General features: G+C 63.4%; 16 protein-coding genes. 7 read left to right on the forward strand and 9 right to left on the reverse strand.

The window, feature by feature from the left end; genetic code table 11:
* Nucleotides 1-140 (forward strand): IS630 family transposase (locus VHP37_22340; protein ID HEX2829105.1); only part of this gene is annotated, 140 nt, incomplete at its 5' end.
* Here VHP37_22340 and VHP37_22345 read toward each other — a convergent pair.
* The 4 genes from VHP37_22345 to VHP37_22360 all read right to left on the reverse strand — a co-directional run bounded on the left by VHP37_22345 (nucleotide 137) and on the right by VHP37_22360 (nucleotide 4,582).
* Complete coding sequence (locus VHP37_22345) at nucleotides 137-772, reverse strand: response regulator (protein HEX2829106.1); 636 nt, start codon at nucleotides 770-772, stop codon at nucleotides 137-139. The genes VHP37_22340 and VHP37_22345 overlap by 4 nt on opposite strands.
* 252 nt (nucleotides 773-1,024) lie before the next feature.
* On the reverse strand, nucleotides 1,025-1,255 hold the full coding sequence (locus VHP37_22350) for a hypothetical protein (protein HEX2829107.1): 231 nt from the start codon (nucleotides 1,253-1,255) through the stop codon (nucleotides 1,025-1,027).
* 161 nt (nucleotides 1,256-1,416) lie between these two features.
* Complete coding sequence (locus VHP37_22355) at nucleotides 1,417-2,082, reverse strand: response regulator transcription factor (GenBank protein HEX2829108.1); 666 nt, start codon at nucleotides 2,080-2,082, stop codon at nucleotides 1,417-1,419.
* The gene (locus VHP37_22360) at nucleotides 2,033-4,582 is read right to left on the reverse strand and encodes a PAS domain S-box protein (protein ID HEX2829109.1); all 2,550 of its coding nucleotides are present in this window, start codon (nucleotides 4,580-4,582) and stop codon (nucleotides 2,033-2,035) included. Before VHP37_22360 ends, VHP37_22355 begins: the two co-directional genes overlap by 50 nt.
* Before the next feature lie 128 nt (nucleotides 4,583-4,710).
* Between VHP37_22360 and VHP37_22365 the strand changes: the two genes are divergently transcribed.
* From VHP37_22365 to VHP37_22375, 3 genes are all read left to right on the forward strand, one after another.
* A complete protein-coding gene (locus VHP37_22365; protein HEX2829110.1) occupies nucleotides 4,711-5,214 on the forward strand; it encodes a response regulator in 504 nt (167 codons plus the stop codon).
* A 470-nt stretch (nucleotides 5,215-5,684) separates the two neighbouring features.
* Nucleotides 5,685-6,026, forward strand: a complete 342-nt coding sequence (locus VHP37_22370) for a response regulator (GenBank protein ID HEX2829111.1) — start codon at nucleotides 5,685-5,687, stop codon at nucleotides 6,024-6,026.
* A gap of 120 nt (nucleotides 6,027-6,146) precedes the next feature.
* Nucleotides 6,147-8,108 carry a sensor histidine kinase gene (locus VHP37_22375; GenBank protein ID HEX2829112.1) on the forward strand — a complete coding sequence of 654 codons (1,962 nt, stop codon included), beginning with the start codon at nucleotides 6,147-6,149 and terminating at the stop codon, nucleotides 8,106-8,108.
* A 700-nt stretch (nucleotides 8,109-8,808) separates the two neighbouring features.
* Here VHP37_22375 and VHP37_22380 read toward each other — a convergent pair.
* The 5 genes from VHP37_22380 to VHP37_22400 form a co-directional block, all read right to left on the reverse strand.
* Complete coding sequence (locus VHP37_22380) at nucleotides 8,809-9,165, reverse strand: hypothetical protein (GenBank protein ID HEX2829113.1); 357 nt, start codon at nucleotides 9,163-9,165, stop codon at nucleotides 8,809-8,811.
* Nucleotides 9,166-9,284: 119 nt separating this feature from the next.
* Nucleotides 9,285-9,428: an XRE family transcriptional regulator gene (locus VHP37_22385; GenBank protein ID HEX2829114.1), complete on the reverse strand. Its 144-nt coding sequence runs from the start codon at nucleotides 9,426-9,428 to the stop codon at nucleotides 9,285-9,287.
* 1,006 nt (nucleotides 9,429-10,434) lie between these two features.
* Nucleotides 10,435-10,779 carry a response regulator gene (locus VHP37_22390; GenBank protein HEX2829115.1) on the reverse strand — a complete coding sequence of 115 codons (345 nt, stop codon included), beginning with the start codon at nucleotides 10,777-10,779 and terminating at the stop codon, nucleotides 10,435-10,437.
* Nucleotides 10,780-10,986: 207 nt separating this feature from the next.
* Nucleotides 10,987-11,154 (reverse strand): hypothetical protein, encoded by a 168-nt coding sequence (locus VHP37_22395; protein HEX2829116.1) that lies wholly within the window; start codon nucleotides 11,152-11,154, stop codon nucleotides 10,987-10,989.
* A 336-nt stretch (nucleotides 11,155-11,490) separates the two neighbouring features.
* Nucleotides 11,491-11,697, reverse strand: a complete 207-nt coding sequence (locus tag VHP37_22400) for a cold-shock protein (GenBank protein ID HEX2829117.1) — start codon at nucleotides 11,695-11,697, stop codon at nucleotides 11,491-11,493.
* Nucleotides 11,698-12,498: 801 nt separating this feature from the next.
* On the opposite strand from VHP37_22400, the gene VHP37_22405 reads away from it, so the two are divergent.
* From VHP37_22405 to VHP37_22415, 3 genes are all read left to right on the forward strand, one after another.
* Nucleotides 12,499-12,636, forward strand: a complete 138-nt coding sequence (locus VHP37_22405) for a hypothetical protein (protein ID HEX2829118.1) — start codon at nucleotides 12,499-12,501, stop codon at nucleotides 12,634-12,636.
* Between the two features lie 346 nt (nucleotides 12,637-12,982).
* Nucleotides 12,983-13,312 (forward strand): hypothetical protein, encoded by a 330-nt coding sequence (locus VHP37_22410; GenBank protein ID HEX2829119.1) that lies wholly within the window; start codon nucleotides 12,983-12,985, stop codon nucleotides 13,310-13,312.
* Nucleotides 13,313-13,370: 58 nt separating this feature from the next.
* Complete coding sequence (locus tag VHP37_22415; protein HEX2829120.1) at nucleotides 13,371-13,958, forward strand: hypothetical protein; 588 nt, start codon at nucleotides 13,371-13,373, stop codon at nucleotides 13,956-13,958.
* The last annotated feature ends 1,389 nt before the right edge of the window (nucleotides 13,959-15,347 follow it).

Consider the following 15,347-nt stretch of genomic DNA (forward strand, 5'->3'; position numbering starts at 1 on the left):
AAGACCTGATCGCGAAGATTGATTGCTTCGTGCAGCAATACAACAAACACTGCAAGCCATTCATATGGACCGCCACCGCCGACTCGATCATCCAGAAACTGGAACGGCTTTGCAGGCGAATTAACGGGACGGCACACTAGCTGTTGGCTTTCTCCGGTTCCTCCAGCATTGCATTCGCCCGGGCGGTTCCGTAAACGATGGGCCAGGCACGCTCGAAATACGCCTTTGTTCCACGCCTCGCGAAACATGCTGACATCGCTTTGGCACGCGCTACGCGTTCCAGAGCGCTATTCATGAGTACGTCGGCGCGAGACATGGAGTGGGCAGCGGCAGCGACGCGGCGCTCGATTTCTTCGGCGATAGCTCGTTCTTCTTCGGCTCTGGCCTCATGGTTGGCGACGTCTGCCTGCAGCAGCAGGTCGCGGAGCTTCGCTGCGAGCTGCAGTACATCTCCCTTCACGAGAAAGCAGCTCGCGCCGGCGCGAAGGGCACGGGCCTCGTCATGCGGCCTCGTCGCGTCGGTATAGAAGAGCAGGGGCACGTGAGGATCGGTTTTTCGCATCTCGCGGCAAAGCGACGGCCCACTCCAATCAGGCAGCCAGTACTCCATAACGCATGCGTCGAAGCTTCTGGAATTCCACTGCCGCAGCGCTTCGCCTGCGTTAGCGGCGAAGACCAGTTCATAGCCGGCTAGCGCGGCCTGCAGGCGCCGTTGATCGTTCTCGTCGTCCTCGACGCAAAGCAGGGCGTGACGAAACAAGGCTTTTGGCATGGGAGCTTTATCCCGTTTGAATGCAACGGACGGTGCGTTGACCGGCGTAGTGCACGAGTCCTCGGCGCGAGCGATATCCGCGCGCACTCGCGCTCGCCACACATTGCCCGAAGGTCTCATAGCTATCGAGCGTTTCCTCATGCAGTCTGTCGTCGCGATAGCGCTCCCAGCGCCACCCGGCGAACCATTCGTACAGAAAGACCCACTCGTCGCCTGTGGCGCCACGCTTGCGCACGGAGCGCGGCTCGAAGCTCACGTCCGCGCGGCCCGGCGTGCGCCGGCGGCACGTTTCGCGGCTTTCTTCGAAGCCCTGGTGTCCAGAGCGACCTTGCACTCGTACCCCGCCTTGCGTGCGTCCTGGCAGCACTCGAAAAAATACTCGAAAGCGTCGCTGAGCGTTCCCGTGCCGTCTTCCGGACGCCATTGCCATGCAAAGCGATCACCGCCGGTGACAGCAACCGACACCACGAGCGCAACTTTCATCGGATCTCCGGGAGGAACCAGCCAGGCGACGTGTGTTCAGACGACAGTCGCGGCGGCCGTGAGGACGGGACGCACTATGTCACCGCAGCAGGACGCGGGCGACTGGGAAGATGGAAGGGGTAGACCGGGAAAATCCCGGGTGAGGCGAGTCGGAGGGGCGCTTACTCCGGTGCGTCTTCGCTGACCCAACCCTGGGAGAGGGCGTAGCGCAGGATCTCGGTGCGGTTTCGCAACCGCAGCTTTTCCGTGGCCGTGGCCTTGTACGATTCGACCGTTTTTATGCTGAGGCCAAGCTCGTTCGCGATCTCCTTGTTGCTGCGTCCCCACGCGATCGCGCGCAGCACCTCCTCTTCGCGAGCGGTCAGCATGGCCCGCTGCGACGCCGAGCGCTCCGATCCCTCGCGCGCGAACGCACGGTCGACGATGCCTCCGGCGAGGCTCGGCTCCACGTAGGTGCCTCCCGAGGCCACGACGCGAATCGCCCGAATCAGAGCTTCCCCGGCGCTTCTCTTGAGAACGTATCCCTGTGCGCCCGCCGCCAGCACGCTTCTCACATAGCCCGGACCGCTGTGGCGCGTAAGCGCCAGTACGTGCACGCGAGGACACCGTTCCCGAATGTTTGCCGTGGCCTCGGCCCCGCCGATATCGGGCATCGTGATGTCGAGCACTGCCACGTCCGGCTCGCGCTCGCACGCGAGTGATACGGCCTCCCGGCCGCTCCCTGCCTGCGCGACCACTTCCATGTCGGGCTGCGCATTGATGAGCATGGCAAGCCCGTCACGCAGAATGGCGTGGTCGTCGGCCAACAGTACGCGCAGCTTGCTCATGGTTCCACCGGCTGTGAGGAGCGAGGAAGCCGTACAAAAACTGTCGTGCCCCGCCCGGCTGCGACTCGATAGATAGGGTGCCGCCCGCGAGCGCCGCCCGCTCGCGCATCCCGGTAATGCCCAATCCTGTTCCGATGCCCGCTTCGCCGGCCGCAGGATCGAAGCCCCGGCCGTCGTCTTCGACGATGAGCGACACGAGGTCCGCGCGGCGCTCCAGCAGCAGACCGACTTCGTGCGCCCGCGCATGTTTCGCTACGTTGTTGAGCGCTTCCTGCGCGATGCGGTAGAGCGTCGTCTCGATATGCGGCTCGAGTCGTATCCTGTCCATACCCTGTGTCGTCAGATGGACCGCGACATCGAAGTGCCGCTGCCAGGTTCCAATGTACTCGGACAATGCGTCAACGAGCCCCAGATCGTCGAGCGCCGTCGGCCGGAGCTCCCAGACGATGAAATCGACATCCTGCTCGAGCTGCTTCCAGATGGACGCGAGGTCCGCGAGCTCCCGCTGCAGGGGCGCCGGCAGAAGCGGTGCCTCGCCCATTGCCGCGATCTTCAGCCCCAGCGCCGTCAGCTGCTGTCCGAGCTGATCGTGAAGCTCGCGCGAAATACGGCGGCATTCGCCTTCCTGCGCCTGGACGAGCCGGCCGAGAAGGCGCACGCGCATCTCCTCGGACTGCTTGCGCTCGATGATTTCACAGCGCAACGCTTCGTTGGTTTCGGCAAGATCGCGGGTGCGCTCCGCCCAGCGCACCTCGAGCTGCTCGCGCGCCTCGCGCAGCGACTCTTCGGCGCGCCGGCGCTCGGTGAGGTCCTGCGCGATCTTGGTGTAACCCAGCAGCCGCATCCCGTCCAGCAACGGCGCCAGAACGCCGCTGGCGTAAAAGCGCGAGCCGTCGCGGCGCATGTGCCAGCGCTCGTCGAGCGCCCGCCCCTGTTCGCGCGCCATTTGCATCTCCAGCAGGTGCGCGTTGCGCGCGCGATCCTCCGGCGTGAAGAGGATGGAGGCGTTCTGTCCGATGGCCTCCGTCTCGGCGTAGCCGAATATGTTCTCGGCGCCGGCGTTCCAGCTTTCGATGCGGCCGCTCGTATCCGTCGTGAAGATGGCATAGTCGGGCACGCTTTCGACGGTGAGGCGAAGCCGCTCTTCGCTGCGGCGTAACGCCTCCTCGGCGGCGCGGCGGGCCGTGATGTCCGTGAAAACGACCGCGACGCGGTCGCTGCCGCGGCCGCCGATTCGGCTCGCGTAGACGTCGAACCAGCGGTCGAGCGCGGCGGCGCGGCCTTCGAAGCGCACCGGCTCGCCCGTGGCAGCCACCTCGCCGTAGATCTGGAACCACTCCTCCTCGTGCCCGGGCGCGACCTCACGCATCAGCCTCCCCGCGGCGTTCGCGATTCCGCTTTGCTTGGCGAAAGCGGCATTGACTTCCCTGAAACGATAATCCAGAACCTTGCCCGCGCCGTCGCGGATGAGATCGAGGATGCAGAAGCCCTCGTCGATCGAGTCGAAGAGCGTCCGGTAGCGTTCCTCCGAATCGCGCAACGCGGCGTCGGCACGCGAGCGTTCGGTGATGTCGACGGCCATGCCGACGATGAAACGACGACCGTCGAGCAACGTGCCGGGCGAAGACGCGCTGAAGCTCCAGCGGCGATGTTCGCCGCTCTGCGTCGCAATTTCGAACTCGACGTCGAGCGAGCGTCGCGACCCGGCGAAGAGATCGTGCATATGCGCGCGAACCGCGTCGGCGCCCTCGCCGTAAGCGCGGGTGAGCCAGGCATCCACGGTGGGGACGTCCCGCAGCGCGTAGCCCGTAAGCTCGGTCCAGGTGCGGCTGATCTGCAGCACTTCGCCGTCCTCGGCATGCATGATCACGGGCACCGGCGCCTCCTCGATCGCCCGCCGGAACTGCTCCTCGCTCGCCCTCACGGCCGCCTCGGCACGCCGCCTCGCGGTAATGTCGACGAAAGTCAGCACTACGCCATCGATACGGTCGTCGGAGGTGCGATAAGGCATCAGGCGCGCGATGTAGGCGCCGCCGTTTGCCGATTCCACTTCGCGCTCGATCGTCTGCAGCGTTTCCGCGACGCTCGCGATGTTCGCCTCGAGCTGCGGATAGCGCAGCCGGTGGGTGATGTGCTCGATCGGTCGCCCGACGTCGTCCGGAATCAGATTGAACAGGGCGCGCATGCGCGGGGTGTAGAGCCTGATGCGTCCCTCGGCATCCAGAAACAGGGTCGCGATCTCGGTCGCATTCATGAGATTGCGCGCGTCGTTGTTCGCGTGCATCAGCTCCCGGACCTTGGCCTCGAGCTCCTCGTTGACCGTCATGAGCTGTTCGTTGAGCGATTCGAGCTCGCGCTGGCTGGCCTCGAGCTCTTCCGTGGTCACCCGCAGCTCCTCGTTCATCGCCTGCAGCTCTTCGTTCGAGGCCTGCAGCGACGACTCCGCGGCTGCACGGCTGACGAACGAGTCGTCGCGTTCCGAACTATCCTTCGACGCCATGGCGCGCCTTCGCAAGGTGAGGGGGTATCATAAGACAAGCACACAGCGCCGCTCGTCTGGGCGCTCTCAGCGGCCACAAGAGAACCGATATGGCAGTCGCGGAAGCCCGGAGGACCAGGATTCTTTGCGTGGAGGACTACGAGCCGACGCGCGGTGTGATGGCGGCGACACTGCGCGAACTGTACCCGGATTTCGCACGCGACGGCGAAGAGGCGCTGATCAGGATCGGATCGGCTGCCTACGACGCGTACGTGGTGGACCAGTGGCTGCCCGATTACAGCGGAATCCTGCTGTGCCGCGACATACGTCGGCTCGATCTCCACGTATCGATCGTGTTTTTTACCGTTGCGGATCGCGAAGAGATGCGGGACCGGGCGATGAAAGCCGGAGCGACCGCGTGTCTCACCACGACCGTCGACTACAGCGAGCTGCGCGAGCAGATCGCGAATTTGATTGCAGTCTCCGATGGCAAAGCCGAACCCGCGCGAAACGCCGCGGACGAAGCGCTCGCAGCCCTCAGGCGTCTCGGCAGGGCCGCCGACAAGGCGCAGGTGCGCGACGCCTACGTCGCGGCCGGCGGCACCTTGAGCCGCTTCGAGCGCTGGTGGAGCGAGTTGGCGGCGCGCCGTTAGCGCGCCGCGTGCGCACACGAAACGGCAGAGCGTCACGAGGTCAGCCGCGCGCGCCGAGGACCGCTATGGCTGGAACCGGACGAAATGCATGCCGGGCAGCCGATCTCAGTCGTAAACTGCTGTCTCACACTGCAGGAAGACGGCCTCGACGCGATGGATCATCACGACAGAAGATCCGACTCAGTGCGCCTGACGTGGGAGCACGCGGTCAGCGTGTGGAGTGATGCGCTATCGACATGGCGCCTTATTGCAAGGGCCGCACAATACCGCGGCAATCTTGCGGATGCGAAGCGTGCGCAAAACGAGATCGATCGATGCATCGCACAGGTCAGCCATGCGCAGGCGCTGCTACGCACCCTGAGCGCTAATTCCTGGGCCGAACGGTGCTTTTCCGCAACTCAAGCGGTATCGCCGCCCGAGTTACGACATGATTTCGCAGTTGTGGACGACGATCCGTTGGTATCGAAGCGATATCGCGCCTGCTCAGGACGAGCGGATATGCCATAGAGCAGCACGGCAGCGGCGCTGAAATGCTCGCCTCGCTTTTTCATTCGACGCCGCGTTGTGTGGTGCTCGACATCAACATGGACGGGCTTTCGGGCTTTGATGTTCGCGACGCACTTGGACGTGGCGGTTACCGCATCCCTATAATTTTCGTCTCAGCCGATCAGGTCGATTGGACCGCGCAACACGCCTTCGGCGAAGACGTCGTTGCATGCCTGCGTAAGCCTGTGGACGACGTCGTTCTGTTGGAAGCTGCCTCCACCGCGCTTCGGCGCACGAACTTCGCTGTCGGCAGGTACGCGAAGTAGCGCCAATCCGAGGCGGACACTATCTATCGCCGGCGGCGTCGTCTAATACCCGCGGCGTAGACGCCGCAGCGGAATCGCCCGTATAGTCGCCGTGACTGCAACTCGGATGCCTGCACGAGCGTGGATCGCACAACCGGCGAACTCGCCTGGATCGGAGGCGGCGCGCTGTTCCGCGCGGTTCTGCTCGCGCTCGCGCTGCTCCTGGCGCTCGTGCCGTCCGCGACGGGCGCCGCGAGCAAGGTCCTGATCGTCTTCGATGAAGACAACGATCTGCCCGGGCTCGCCGTCATCAATCGCAGCCTGCGCGAAGGCTTCACCGCGGAGCTCAAGGGCGAGGTCGAGCTCTACAGCGAATCGCTGAACCTGTCGCAGTTCACGTCTCCTGACCACGACGCTATCCTGCTCGAAAACTTCCGGCGCAAATACGCCGGCACGCGGCTCGACCTCGTCGTAGCGGTGCTCGGGCCTTCGCTCGATTTCCTGCTGCGCCATCGAGACACGCTGTTGCCAGGCGTCCCGATCGTCTTCTGCGGTGTGGAAGCTTCGGAACTGAAGGGGCGACTTCCCGCGCGGGACGTGACCGGTGTGCTGCTGCACCGCAGTTTCGCGCCGACGATCGACATCGCGCTCAAGCTTCAGCCGCAGGCGCGTCATCTCTACGTCGTCGGAGGCAGCTCCGGTTTCGATCGGCATCTCCAGGACACCGCCCGCCGCGAGCTCGCCGCGTTCGACACGCGGCTGTCGATCGAATATCTGACGGCGTTGCCGATGCGCGAGCTCATCCACACGCTTCAACGGCTGCCACCGAACAGCGTCGTGCTGTTTCTCACGATGCTCGCGGACGGGGAGGGCCGGTCCTTCATACCTCACGATGCGCTTGCAGAGATCGCGAGAGCCGCAAACGCTCCGGTTTATGTCGCGGTCGACCAATTCGTGGGGCGGGGGGCGGTCGGCGGGCACGTCTACAGCCTTGCAAAGCATGGGCGGTACGCGGCGCAGATGGGCGTGCGTATCCTGCGCGGGCAGCCCGCGGCGAACATTCCGATCGTCGAGCCGGAAGACCACGCCGTCGTCTTCGATTCGCGTGCGCTCGAGCGCTGGGGACTCGACGACGAGCGGCTGCCGCCGGGAAGTCTCATCGCCTACCGCGCGCCATCGGCGTGGGAGCAGTACAAGTGGTATGTCGCGGCCGGGATTACGCTCATCATGCTCGAGGGGGTGCTGATCGCCGGTCTGCTCGTCAATCGCGCGCAGCGGCGACGCGCCGAGGCTGCGGCGCGGGAAAGCGAAGCGCGCAGTCGGAGGGCGGAAGACGAGGCCCGGACACAGCGCGAGGAGCTGGCGCACGCCCTGAGGGTGTCCACGCTGGGCGAGCTCGCGGCGTCGATTGCCCACGAGCTCGCGCAGCCGCTGACCGCCATACTTGCCAACGCGCAGGCGGCGCGGCGACAGGCAGCGTCAGGTCATGCGCACGCGAAGCGGGATCGGGACGAGGCGCTGGACGACATTGTCGAGGCCGCCATGCGTGCCGACGATACGATCAAGCGATTGCGCAGCCTGTTTCGCAGGGAGCGCACCGAGCGCGTGACCGTCGACGTCGACGCTCTCGTGGAGGACGTGCTCCGCCTCCTGCGCAGCGACTTCATCAGCCGTCAGATACGCGTGCGATTCGTGCGGGGGCAAGAGCCGAGCCCTGTGTCGGGCGATCCGGTGCAGCTGCGACAGGTCCTGCTCAATCTGCTGGTGAATGCCGCGGACGCGATCGGCGCTGCGGGCGCGGAGCCGCGGCAAATCGAGGTCGAGGTGGCCGAACGGGATGGAGCCCACATCGTCATCCGGATTCACGACACGGGCGCGGGCGTGCCGGACCACGAGCTGGAGCGGATCTTCGAGCATTATGTGAGCAGCAAGCCGCACGGGCTCGGCATGGGGCTCGCAATCAGCCGGTCGATCGTCGAAGCGCACGGGGGCCGCATCTGGGCGACGCGCAACACCGATCGCGGCCTGACGCTGCATGTCGAGCTGCCTCGGCTGCGCAGCGCGCCGAGCCTAACAGGCCACGCCACTACGGGTCCCGAATGACCAGGACAGGTGCTTGGCGGTGACCCTTCGCACCGCGCGCTCGCGGGGTTGGGCCGTGCGACTTTCGCGTGCACGTCGCTGACGTGTGCTTTTGACCCGGCGCGGCGGGGTAACTTCGGGGGTAACTCGTCCCGAACGTGCGGTAATAGAATTGCTGCATCAAGTGCTTGTGGGATGAATTGGATTGAGACCCCCGCCTCCAGTCAGATCAGGGCGCTAGCACGCCTCTGCTTATCAGCGGCTTTGTTTCCGTCGAAGGCACACTCGACTGCGGAACATCGCTCTCGTGATCGGTGCGGCTTGCGTTGGCTATGTGGCGCGAGAAGTGCCTCCCGTTCTGTTGAACCGTGTTCTTCGCCTCGATGTGAGTATTGTGCTTGTCGCCGAGGCATGTTCGAGCTGCGTCTACGCGACACCATGTAAAAGCCCCCGATCATCGGCGGGTTTCGAGTGGCGCGCGAAGTGCGGGAGGCTCGAGCAGCGATAGCGCTGCGACATGGTTCGGCACTGCGCCATCCGAGATGCTGCCGTGAAGCGACGGCGGTAGGGCAGCGCGAGGCTTCGGATGCCACCCTCTTCGCCATCACTTCCCATAAGTCATTGCAGTCACAAGCTTCTTGTTCGCCACCAGTGCGTGACTTACAAATTGCCCTACAACTTTTGTGGCCCTTTGTGACCGTTATCGCTAGACGGCTCATATCTATGTCCCGGTCTCATCGGCGAAATCGATGTCGAGGAACAGGCTGTTGCGGACCGCAAACGGCCACATGTTCTCGGACTCTTCAATGACGCCTTTGATCGCGCGCGCGAGCAACGCCCATGCGTTTGCATCACGCTTCTTCCAGCTGACGATCAGTAGCGTGTACACGTCGAGGTGCTGCAGCCTGGTTACGCGGTAGGCGACCAGGTCGATCTCTCGTACAGTCTCCTCAGAATCGTCTACGTAATACTTGTTGCTAATGACTGTCCACGCCGCTCGCTTCAAAATCTGAGGGATCCCGTTCTCTAGAACGAAGCCTGTCTTCCGAATCTCTGCGGCGAACGGAAGAATGATCATCTGCGACGCGTTACGAGAACACTACGGTCAATCTTCCATGATCCTTCGTTCGAGCCCGTTCTTTCACCACAATTTCGACATCGCGGCCAAGACGGGTAAGACAGTCCAACAGCCGACGCTCAGGGACACCGCGAAAGCCGCCGCGCAGGCTTCGACAAGCTGGGTTGCGTTAAGCCTAGCAGAGTCGCTACCTCAGTTTGCGTGAGTCCTCTGTGATCGATGATCTCGGCAATCTTGCTGACGAGCTGCGCCTTGATCAGCATCTCGTTGGCATCGTCGTAAGCGAGCGCGCATCAGCGTATGTCTGCTAGCGTACAGACGCCGGGCCGGTAGAGGCATAAAGTCGGGAGAGTGTGCCTCGGCGCACACTACTTCCTGTAGGCCGGGCCTCCCCTCGCGGCATATCGCCACGCCGCCAAGAACTCCTCGAGCGGAGTTCGTCTCCATCTCGATCCAGCATCTTCGCCTGCGCAAATTTTCGCGCAGTGATCTTATTCGCGCGCGCTATAGCGATGCCGCGGCATATGCATGCAACGCGTTACGGGAGCAAAGACATTGCGACAACCAGTACCTGCTTCAAAGCCGGCGATACTCTGCGTCGACAAAGATCCGATCACAATAGCTGAGTACGAGGCGCTGTTCGGCGAGCACTACGAACCCGTCATTGCGCATTCGGCGAGCGAAGCCATGACCCTCCTTTCTCGACGGACCTTCGATCTTTATATTCTGGAATTCTGGCTCGACGGTTGGACCGGGCCGGCATTGTGCGGCGACATACATGATAGTGATCCTCACGCGCCGATCCTGTTCTGTACAAGTGCGCCGAGTGAGCGTGACCGGGACCGCGCAATCCGTGCCGCGGGGCCGCGCGCAACCGTGTGTTGAAGGGGCGGCGCGGCCGAGCTGCGAGCATTAATGGTGCAACACTAGTGGTTCGCGCGAACGCACATGGCCGCTATGCGCGCTTTGTCGCGTGTCGCGTCGCGCCAGCATGAGGACCGGGAACTCCGGTCTCGCACGTTTGGTGCGTGACGGACTCGTCACACGGCAGGCGTCTGCCACCATCGCTCGAATCTCGAGCGCGTGCCGCCTGCCTGCAGATACGCGGTACGAACTCGATTTTCAGCGAGTCTCCTGACCGTGTCGGGGTTGTTCCCGCCCCTTGGCGCCTTGGAATAAGCCAGCTTGATCGTTTGCCACGCCTCGGCAGCGGCTGCGACTGCGTCCGCCTGGCGCGAGGCCATAGCGCTTAGCACCATGGCCAGCGTGTCACGCAAGACCGAATAATCGTCGCTTTTTCGCAGAAACGCGTTTCCGCCCGCGTAGCGCTCGCTCTTCGATGGCGACGTCGTCCGCGACGGTCCAGAACACGATCGGCACGTGGGGATCGTTCCCGCGTATCTGGCGGCAGAGTAGGATTCCGTTGTAATCCGGCAACCAGAGATCGAGCACGTACGCGTCAAATGCCGAGGCATTACTCGCGCGTATGGCGTCCTCACCACTGCGGGCCTCGACGGCGGCATAGTCGCGCAGAGCGCGCGCCAGCACGTGCCGCGTGGCTTCGTCGTCATCTACGTAGAGAACGCGCGCACGTGAATCGACCGTCGAGTCCATTAGCCGCTCTGGGCCGCCACAGCGCCTCGCCCGCTAATTGCACCCGGCCCGGCAGGGAGGTCAAAAGATGTCGACTTGCAAGAATTGCGCGCGGCAGCGGGGAAGGCCCGCGCAAACGACACCGCAGGCGCAAGAAGCGACGCTGTGGCGCACCGTTGCTCACTTGCCACGCCCGATTTAAGCCTCGCAGTGCCGACGGTGCATGGCTCAGGCCGTGCTGTCGGGGCGCGGCTCAGTGGTCGATGCCGGCGGCGCGGCCGCTTCACCTGCCGCGGTGTTGCCGCTGCCGGACTTGCGAAGACGTTTTTCTTCCTTCTTCTGCTTCTTGGCAAGGTCACGTTGGCGTTTAGCGAATTCATAATTTGGTTTCGGCATCTATTGATCCAGGTCTAGTCGTTTTCCGCCTGGGGCGGAAGGTCCGGTCGCGTAGGTGAGTTCAACCTCATATCCATGCTGACGTGCATCCGTCAGACAATCGTGGTACAGCTCGAACGCACGTGCACTAGCGTCGGCACCCTCTAGCGCTCGCCAATGCCATGAGTAACCGGAGCCGCCGGGAACGGGGGCGTCATATACCTGCGCTCGCCTCATGCGCGTTGCTCGGCGGCGATGTTCGCGCGTTCCATTCGATTATGTCCTCTCCAGGGCATCAAGCCGAAAAGCAAAAAAGCCGGGGCTAACCCCGGCTCTCAGAGGTTCCGGCTGTATCTACTACGCCGCTTGGATGTTGCTCGCCTGGTCCTTGCCTCGATTGCCGGTCGTCACCTCGAACGACACCCGCTGGCCTTCGCGGAGCGTCTTGAAGCCTTGCATGCTGATCGAAGAGAAGTGCGCGAACAGATCCTCGCCGCCGGCGTCGGGCGTGATGAAGCCGAAGCCTTTGGCGTCGTTGAACCACTTAACAGTACCTGTAACCAATTTTTGAAGTTCCATAGAAAGGGCTGAGCCCGAATACCGAGTCCGTAACCGCGCTAGACGTCAGACGGCGCCAGTGCTTCGATAGCAGAAACGAACAAGGTGCCGCACAGTAGTGGCTTCGGCGGGATGCGTCAACGTACATCGCTCGTCAGAGTTGCACATGAAGTCCCGAACATTGTCGATTCGCCTGGCTCATTGCCGATCACTCGCGGCCAGAACGTGCCTCACATGTGGACGAGCAGGACCGAAGGGAGGCCCCGAATCACGCTATCGCGCGCCCAAGAGCAGACGCGAGACCCGGAACTCCGACGGTTTCGTTAGGCACTCGTGTCCACCCGCGGCGAGTGCGCGCTCACGCCATTCGCGTTCGCGTACATATGCGGACACGACAATAATTCGAGGCAGGTCCTGCGTGAACAGCTCGCACAGCCGCCGAGTGGCCGTGATGCCGTCCGTAACCGGCATCTGCAAGTCGAGCAGTATTGCGTCGGGGCGGCGCGCATGCAATATCTACCGCCTTGGCCCCGTTGCAGGCCATGTCGACGGAGTGGCCCGTCGTTTCGAGCAAGACCCGCGCGGTGTACCGAGTATGCGGTTCGTCGTCCACGATGAGAACGTGCATCTACAGGGCAGATGCGGACGCGCTAGTTTTGCGGCGGCCGGTGCAGCCGACTGACTCGGCCAACGACGCGGTGTGGCTGCACATACCGAACCTCACGCCGTTAGAGCGAAGTAAAGCCGCAAGTCCGAAACGCGGGAGCCCACGCTACGCACGGCGGTGGTGAGCTCCGCAAACGTGACATGAAAGCGCTCGAGCCAGAACTCGCACTCATGCTCGGCGCTGACGTCGACGCGGTCGCGGTCTTGATCTATTTGATGCGGGCGATGATGTTCCATGAGAGTTGTCCTTTCGGCGCAGGTTGCGAAGGCGTGAGCTAGCGCAAGCGCCGTGCCGGCGGTCGCTGCACACGATTTGTGACAATGAAGGAGATCGGACGCGAGCAACGCAACAGAGTAGACTCCGCGCACGCTCCACCCTCCGTGACGGCCCTCGGAAGCCGTCCACTTCCCGCAGGTTCACCCGCTCCAGCAACCCGCCCACGCCGGCCCGCCACGACTTTCGTGCAGGCGCTTGCGCGCGCCTGGACCGCGCCGCTTCGCGTCGCCGGATCGCGAAAGGAACTCCTATGGCACACCTAACGAAGCACATATCCCGCCGTCCGCTGGATCGCGCAGTCGGCCCGCTCGTAGCTGATGTCGACCGCTATCTCCGTAAGGAGGCATGATGGCCATCCGCGAACGGCTCACCGCTTGGAGCGCGGGGAGCGTCAGAACCTGGCTGCACTTCTCGCTCGGTGCGACCTTATTGGTCGTCATCGCGACCAGCATCGATTTTGCAAACACCGCGGCGCGCGGCTCGTTCGGCGCCGAGGCGTTGAGATCCTTCCTATTCGCGCTCGAGCTGGTCGCGAGTGCTGCCTTTGTCGCGACACTCCCATGGGGCGTGCTCCGTCTTATCAGGGGCAAACTTGCTGCGCCGTACTTCGGCGATTGGGTGCTGTGGAACGCGTACGTAGTCGTCGCGCTCGTCCTGATGTTGCGCCTTCTGCGCTAAAAAACGGGCCCGCGATGACGGGATCACAGGTTCTAGGCCATCCAAAGAAAGAAACCAAATGCAATTGAACCCCCAACTGAAAGAGCTGCTACTGCAGGCCCTCGAACATGAGCGAGGAGGCGAGCTCGTCTACGACACGGCGATATCGTGCGCCATCAATGAGGATCTCGAAGAGAAGTGGGAAGACTATCTCGAGCAGACCGAACGTCACGTCGAGATACTTACCGAGGTCTGCGAGGCGTTGGACATCGATCCGGACGAGATGACGCCGGGCCGCCGTATCGTGCAGCACAACGGCGACGCCATGGTGATGGCGATGAAGATGGCGGCCGATGGCGGCGACCGGGCCGCGGCTCAGCTCGTAGCCTGCGACTGCGTCATGCTCGCGGAGACACGTGACCACTTCAACTGGGAGCTGATCGGCGAATGCGCGCGAGCGCTCGCTGGGGTCGAGCGGGCGGTGCTCATGAAGGCCTACGAGCAGGTGCAGTACGACGAGGAAGAGCACCTGTACCACAGTCAAGACTGGTGCCGTGAGCTCTGGCTGGACTCCCTCGGCCTCGAGGCCGTTCTGCCGCCGCGGCTCGAGACGTATGGCGGAGGCGCGCCGGATGATGGAGAAGGCGCGGACGAACGCAACGCCTAAACTCCGGTGGAGGTGCATCGCGGACGGCACACGCGAAACGTTGAGGATGTCGCAATTGCCGTTCAAGACGCGAGAAGAGTGCGTTCGAGACGCCATCAGGCACGGGTGCGTCAGTGGCGGGCATGATACCAACGATTCCGCGTGCTATTCAGCGGGAAGCAGTCGTGATTGAAGGCGGCCAGCCATCGCGCTCGCTTTCGCGGGAGGAAATGCCCTCGCGCGTACGCCGCAGGCGCTTACCAGGCGCTCCACGAGCGTGGTTATCTTCCGCAGCTGGTTCCGGCGCATCGATCGGCTGTCACCGGCGGCATCATTGCGGGTAATCCGACAGCACATAGGCTCGAGAAGCTCCGGGAATTCTGGCGCCAGGCGGCCGCAGGAACTGCCATCGGCTTTGCGCCAGCGGCCGGTAGGTCCCGCGAGGCCTACAACCTGATGCACGTTCCAGGCGCTGACTATTCAGCGACACCTGGTGTGCAAACCATTCGCCTCTTGTTCGAAGATCCGCAGGACGTTAGCCGAATCGTGCTTCGCTTCGATGAAAGTGCTGTCACGCGTACGCAGGAATTCTCGCTGCGCTGGTCGCAGGGGTACGGGCGCGTTGAAGGAAATCGTCCGTCAGCAGTGGAACTTCAGCCCGGGTGGCGCCACATCCGAGCTGGAAGACTCCGGGCTGACCGCGAAGGCGCCCGCGTGTTAGAGCTGACCATTATGCCGCGCATGCCGCGCCCGAGCGTTCTCGGCGCGCTGCGGGCGAGGTCGCGCGGCTCTGACGTACATCGCGAGCGTACCTAAATTGGTTAAATGCCTCGTCTCTATTCCCACGATCAACGATTCGCATCTCGCGATCCCCTCACGCGCTGCGGCATACTCGACGGCGGAGCTCGCGGTCTCGAAGCGATCGAACCAGGTCCGCCGCCTGGCGAGCAACTGAGCAATGGTGTGCCGGCACGCTGCATGGTCGAAAAATGCGTCGCGCTGGGTTAGTGCAGGTAACGTGAGGTCCATGGCGCCCTTGCGAGTGCGCGCACGCAGCGCCTCGACGAAGCGTCGGGCGAGCCGCAGTGCGAGTGCTACCTGAAGCGGGAGGTGCGGCGCGAAACCCCTGGACCTTTCAAAGGGCTTCTTCTCGGGCGGGAGCCCGGCGGATCGAGGAAGAGCGAGAAGACTCTCCTGAGACTACGCGCTGCGGAGGGCGACGTCAAAGCATCGCCAATGTTGACACTGACACGCAACGTGGCTTCGACGGTAAGCTGGCGTGGGCTCGGCGGTTCCCACGATGATGGTATTCACCGACTGCGGCCTGCCGCAGCCGTGTGGAGAGGAACGCGCAAACGCCGTGAGCACCTTGATGACACTGCACGGAGCGCGTACGCAAATGCTTATCCG

Source organism: Burkholderiales bacterium, from assembly GCA_036262035.1.
GTDB lineage: Bacteria > Pseudomonadota > Gammaproteobacteria > Burkholderiales > SG8-41 > JAQGMV01.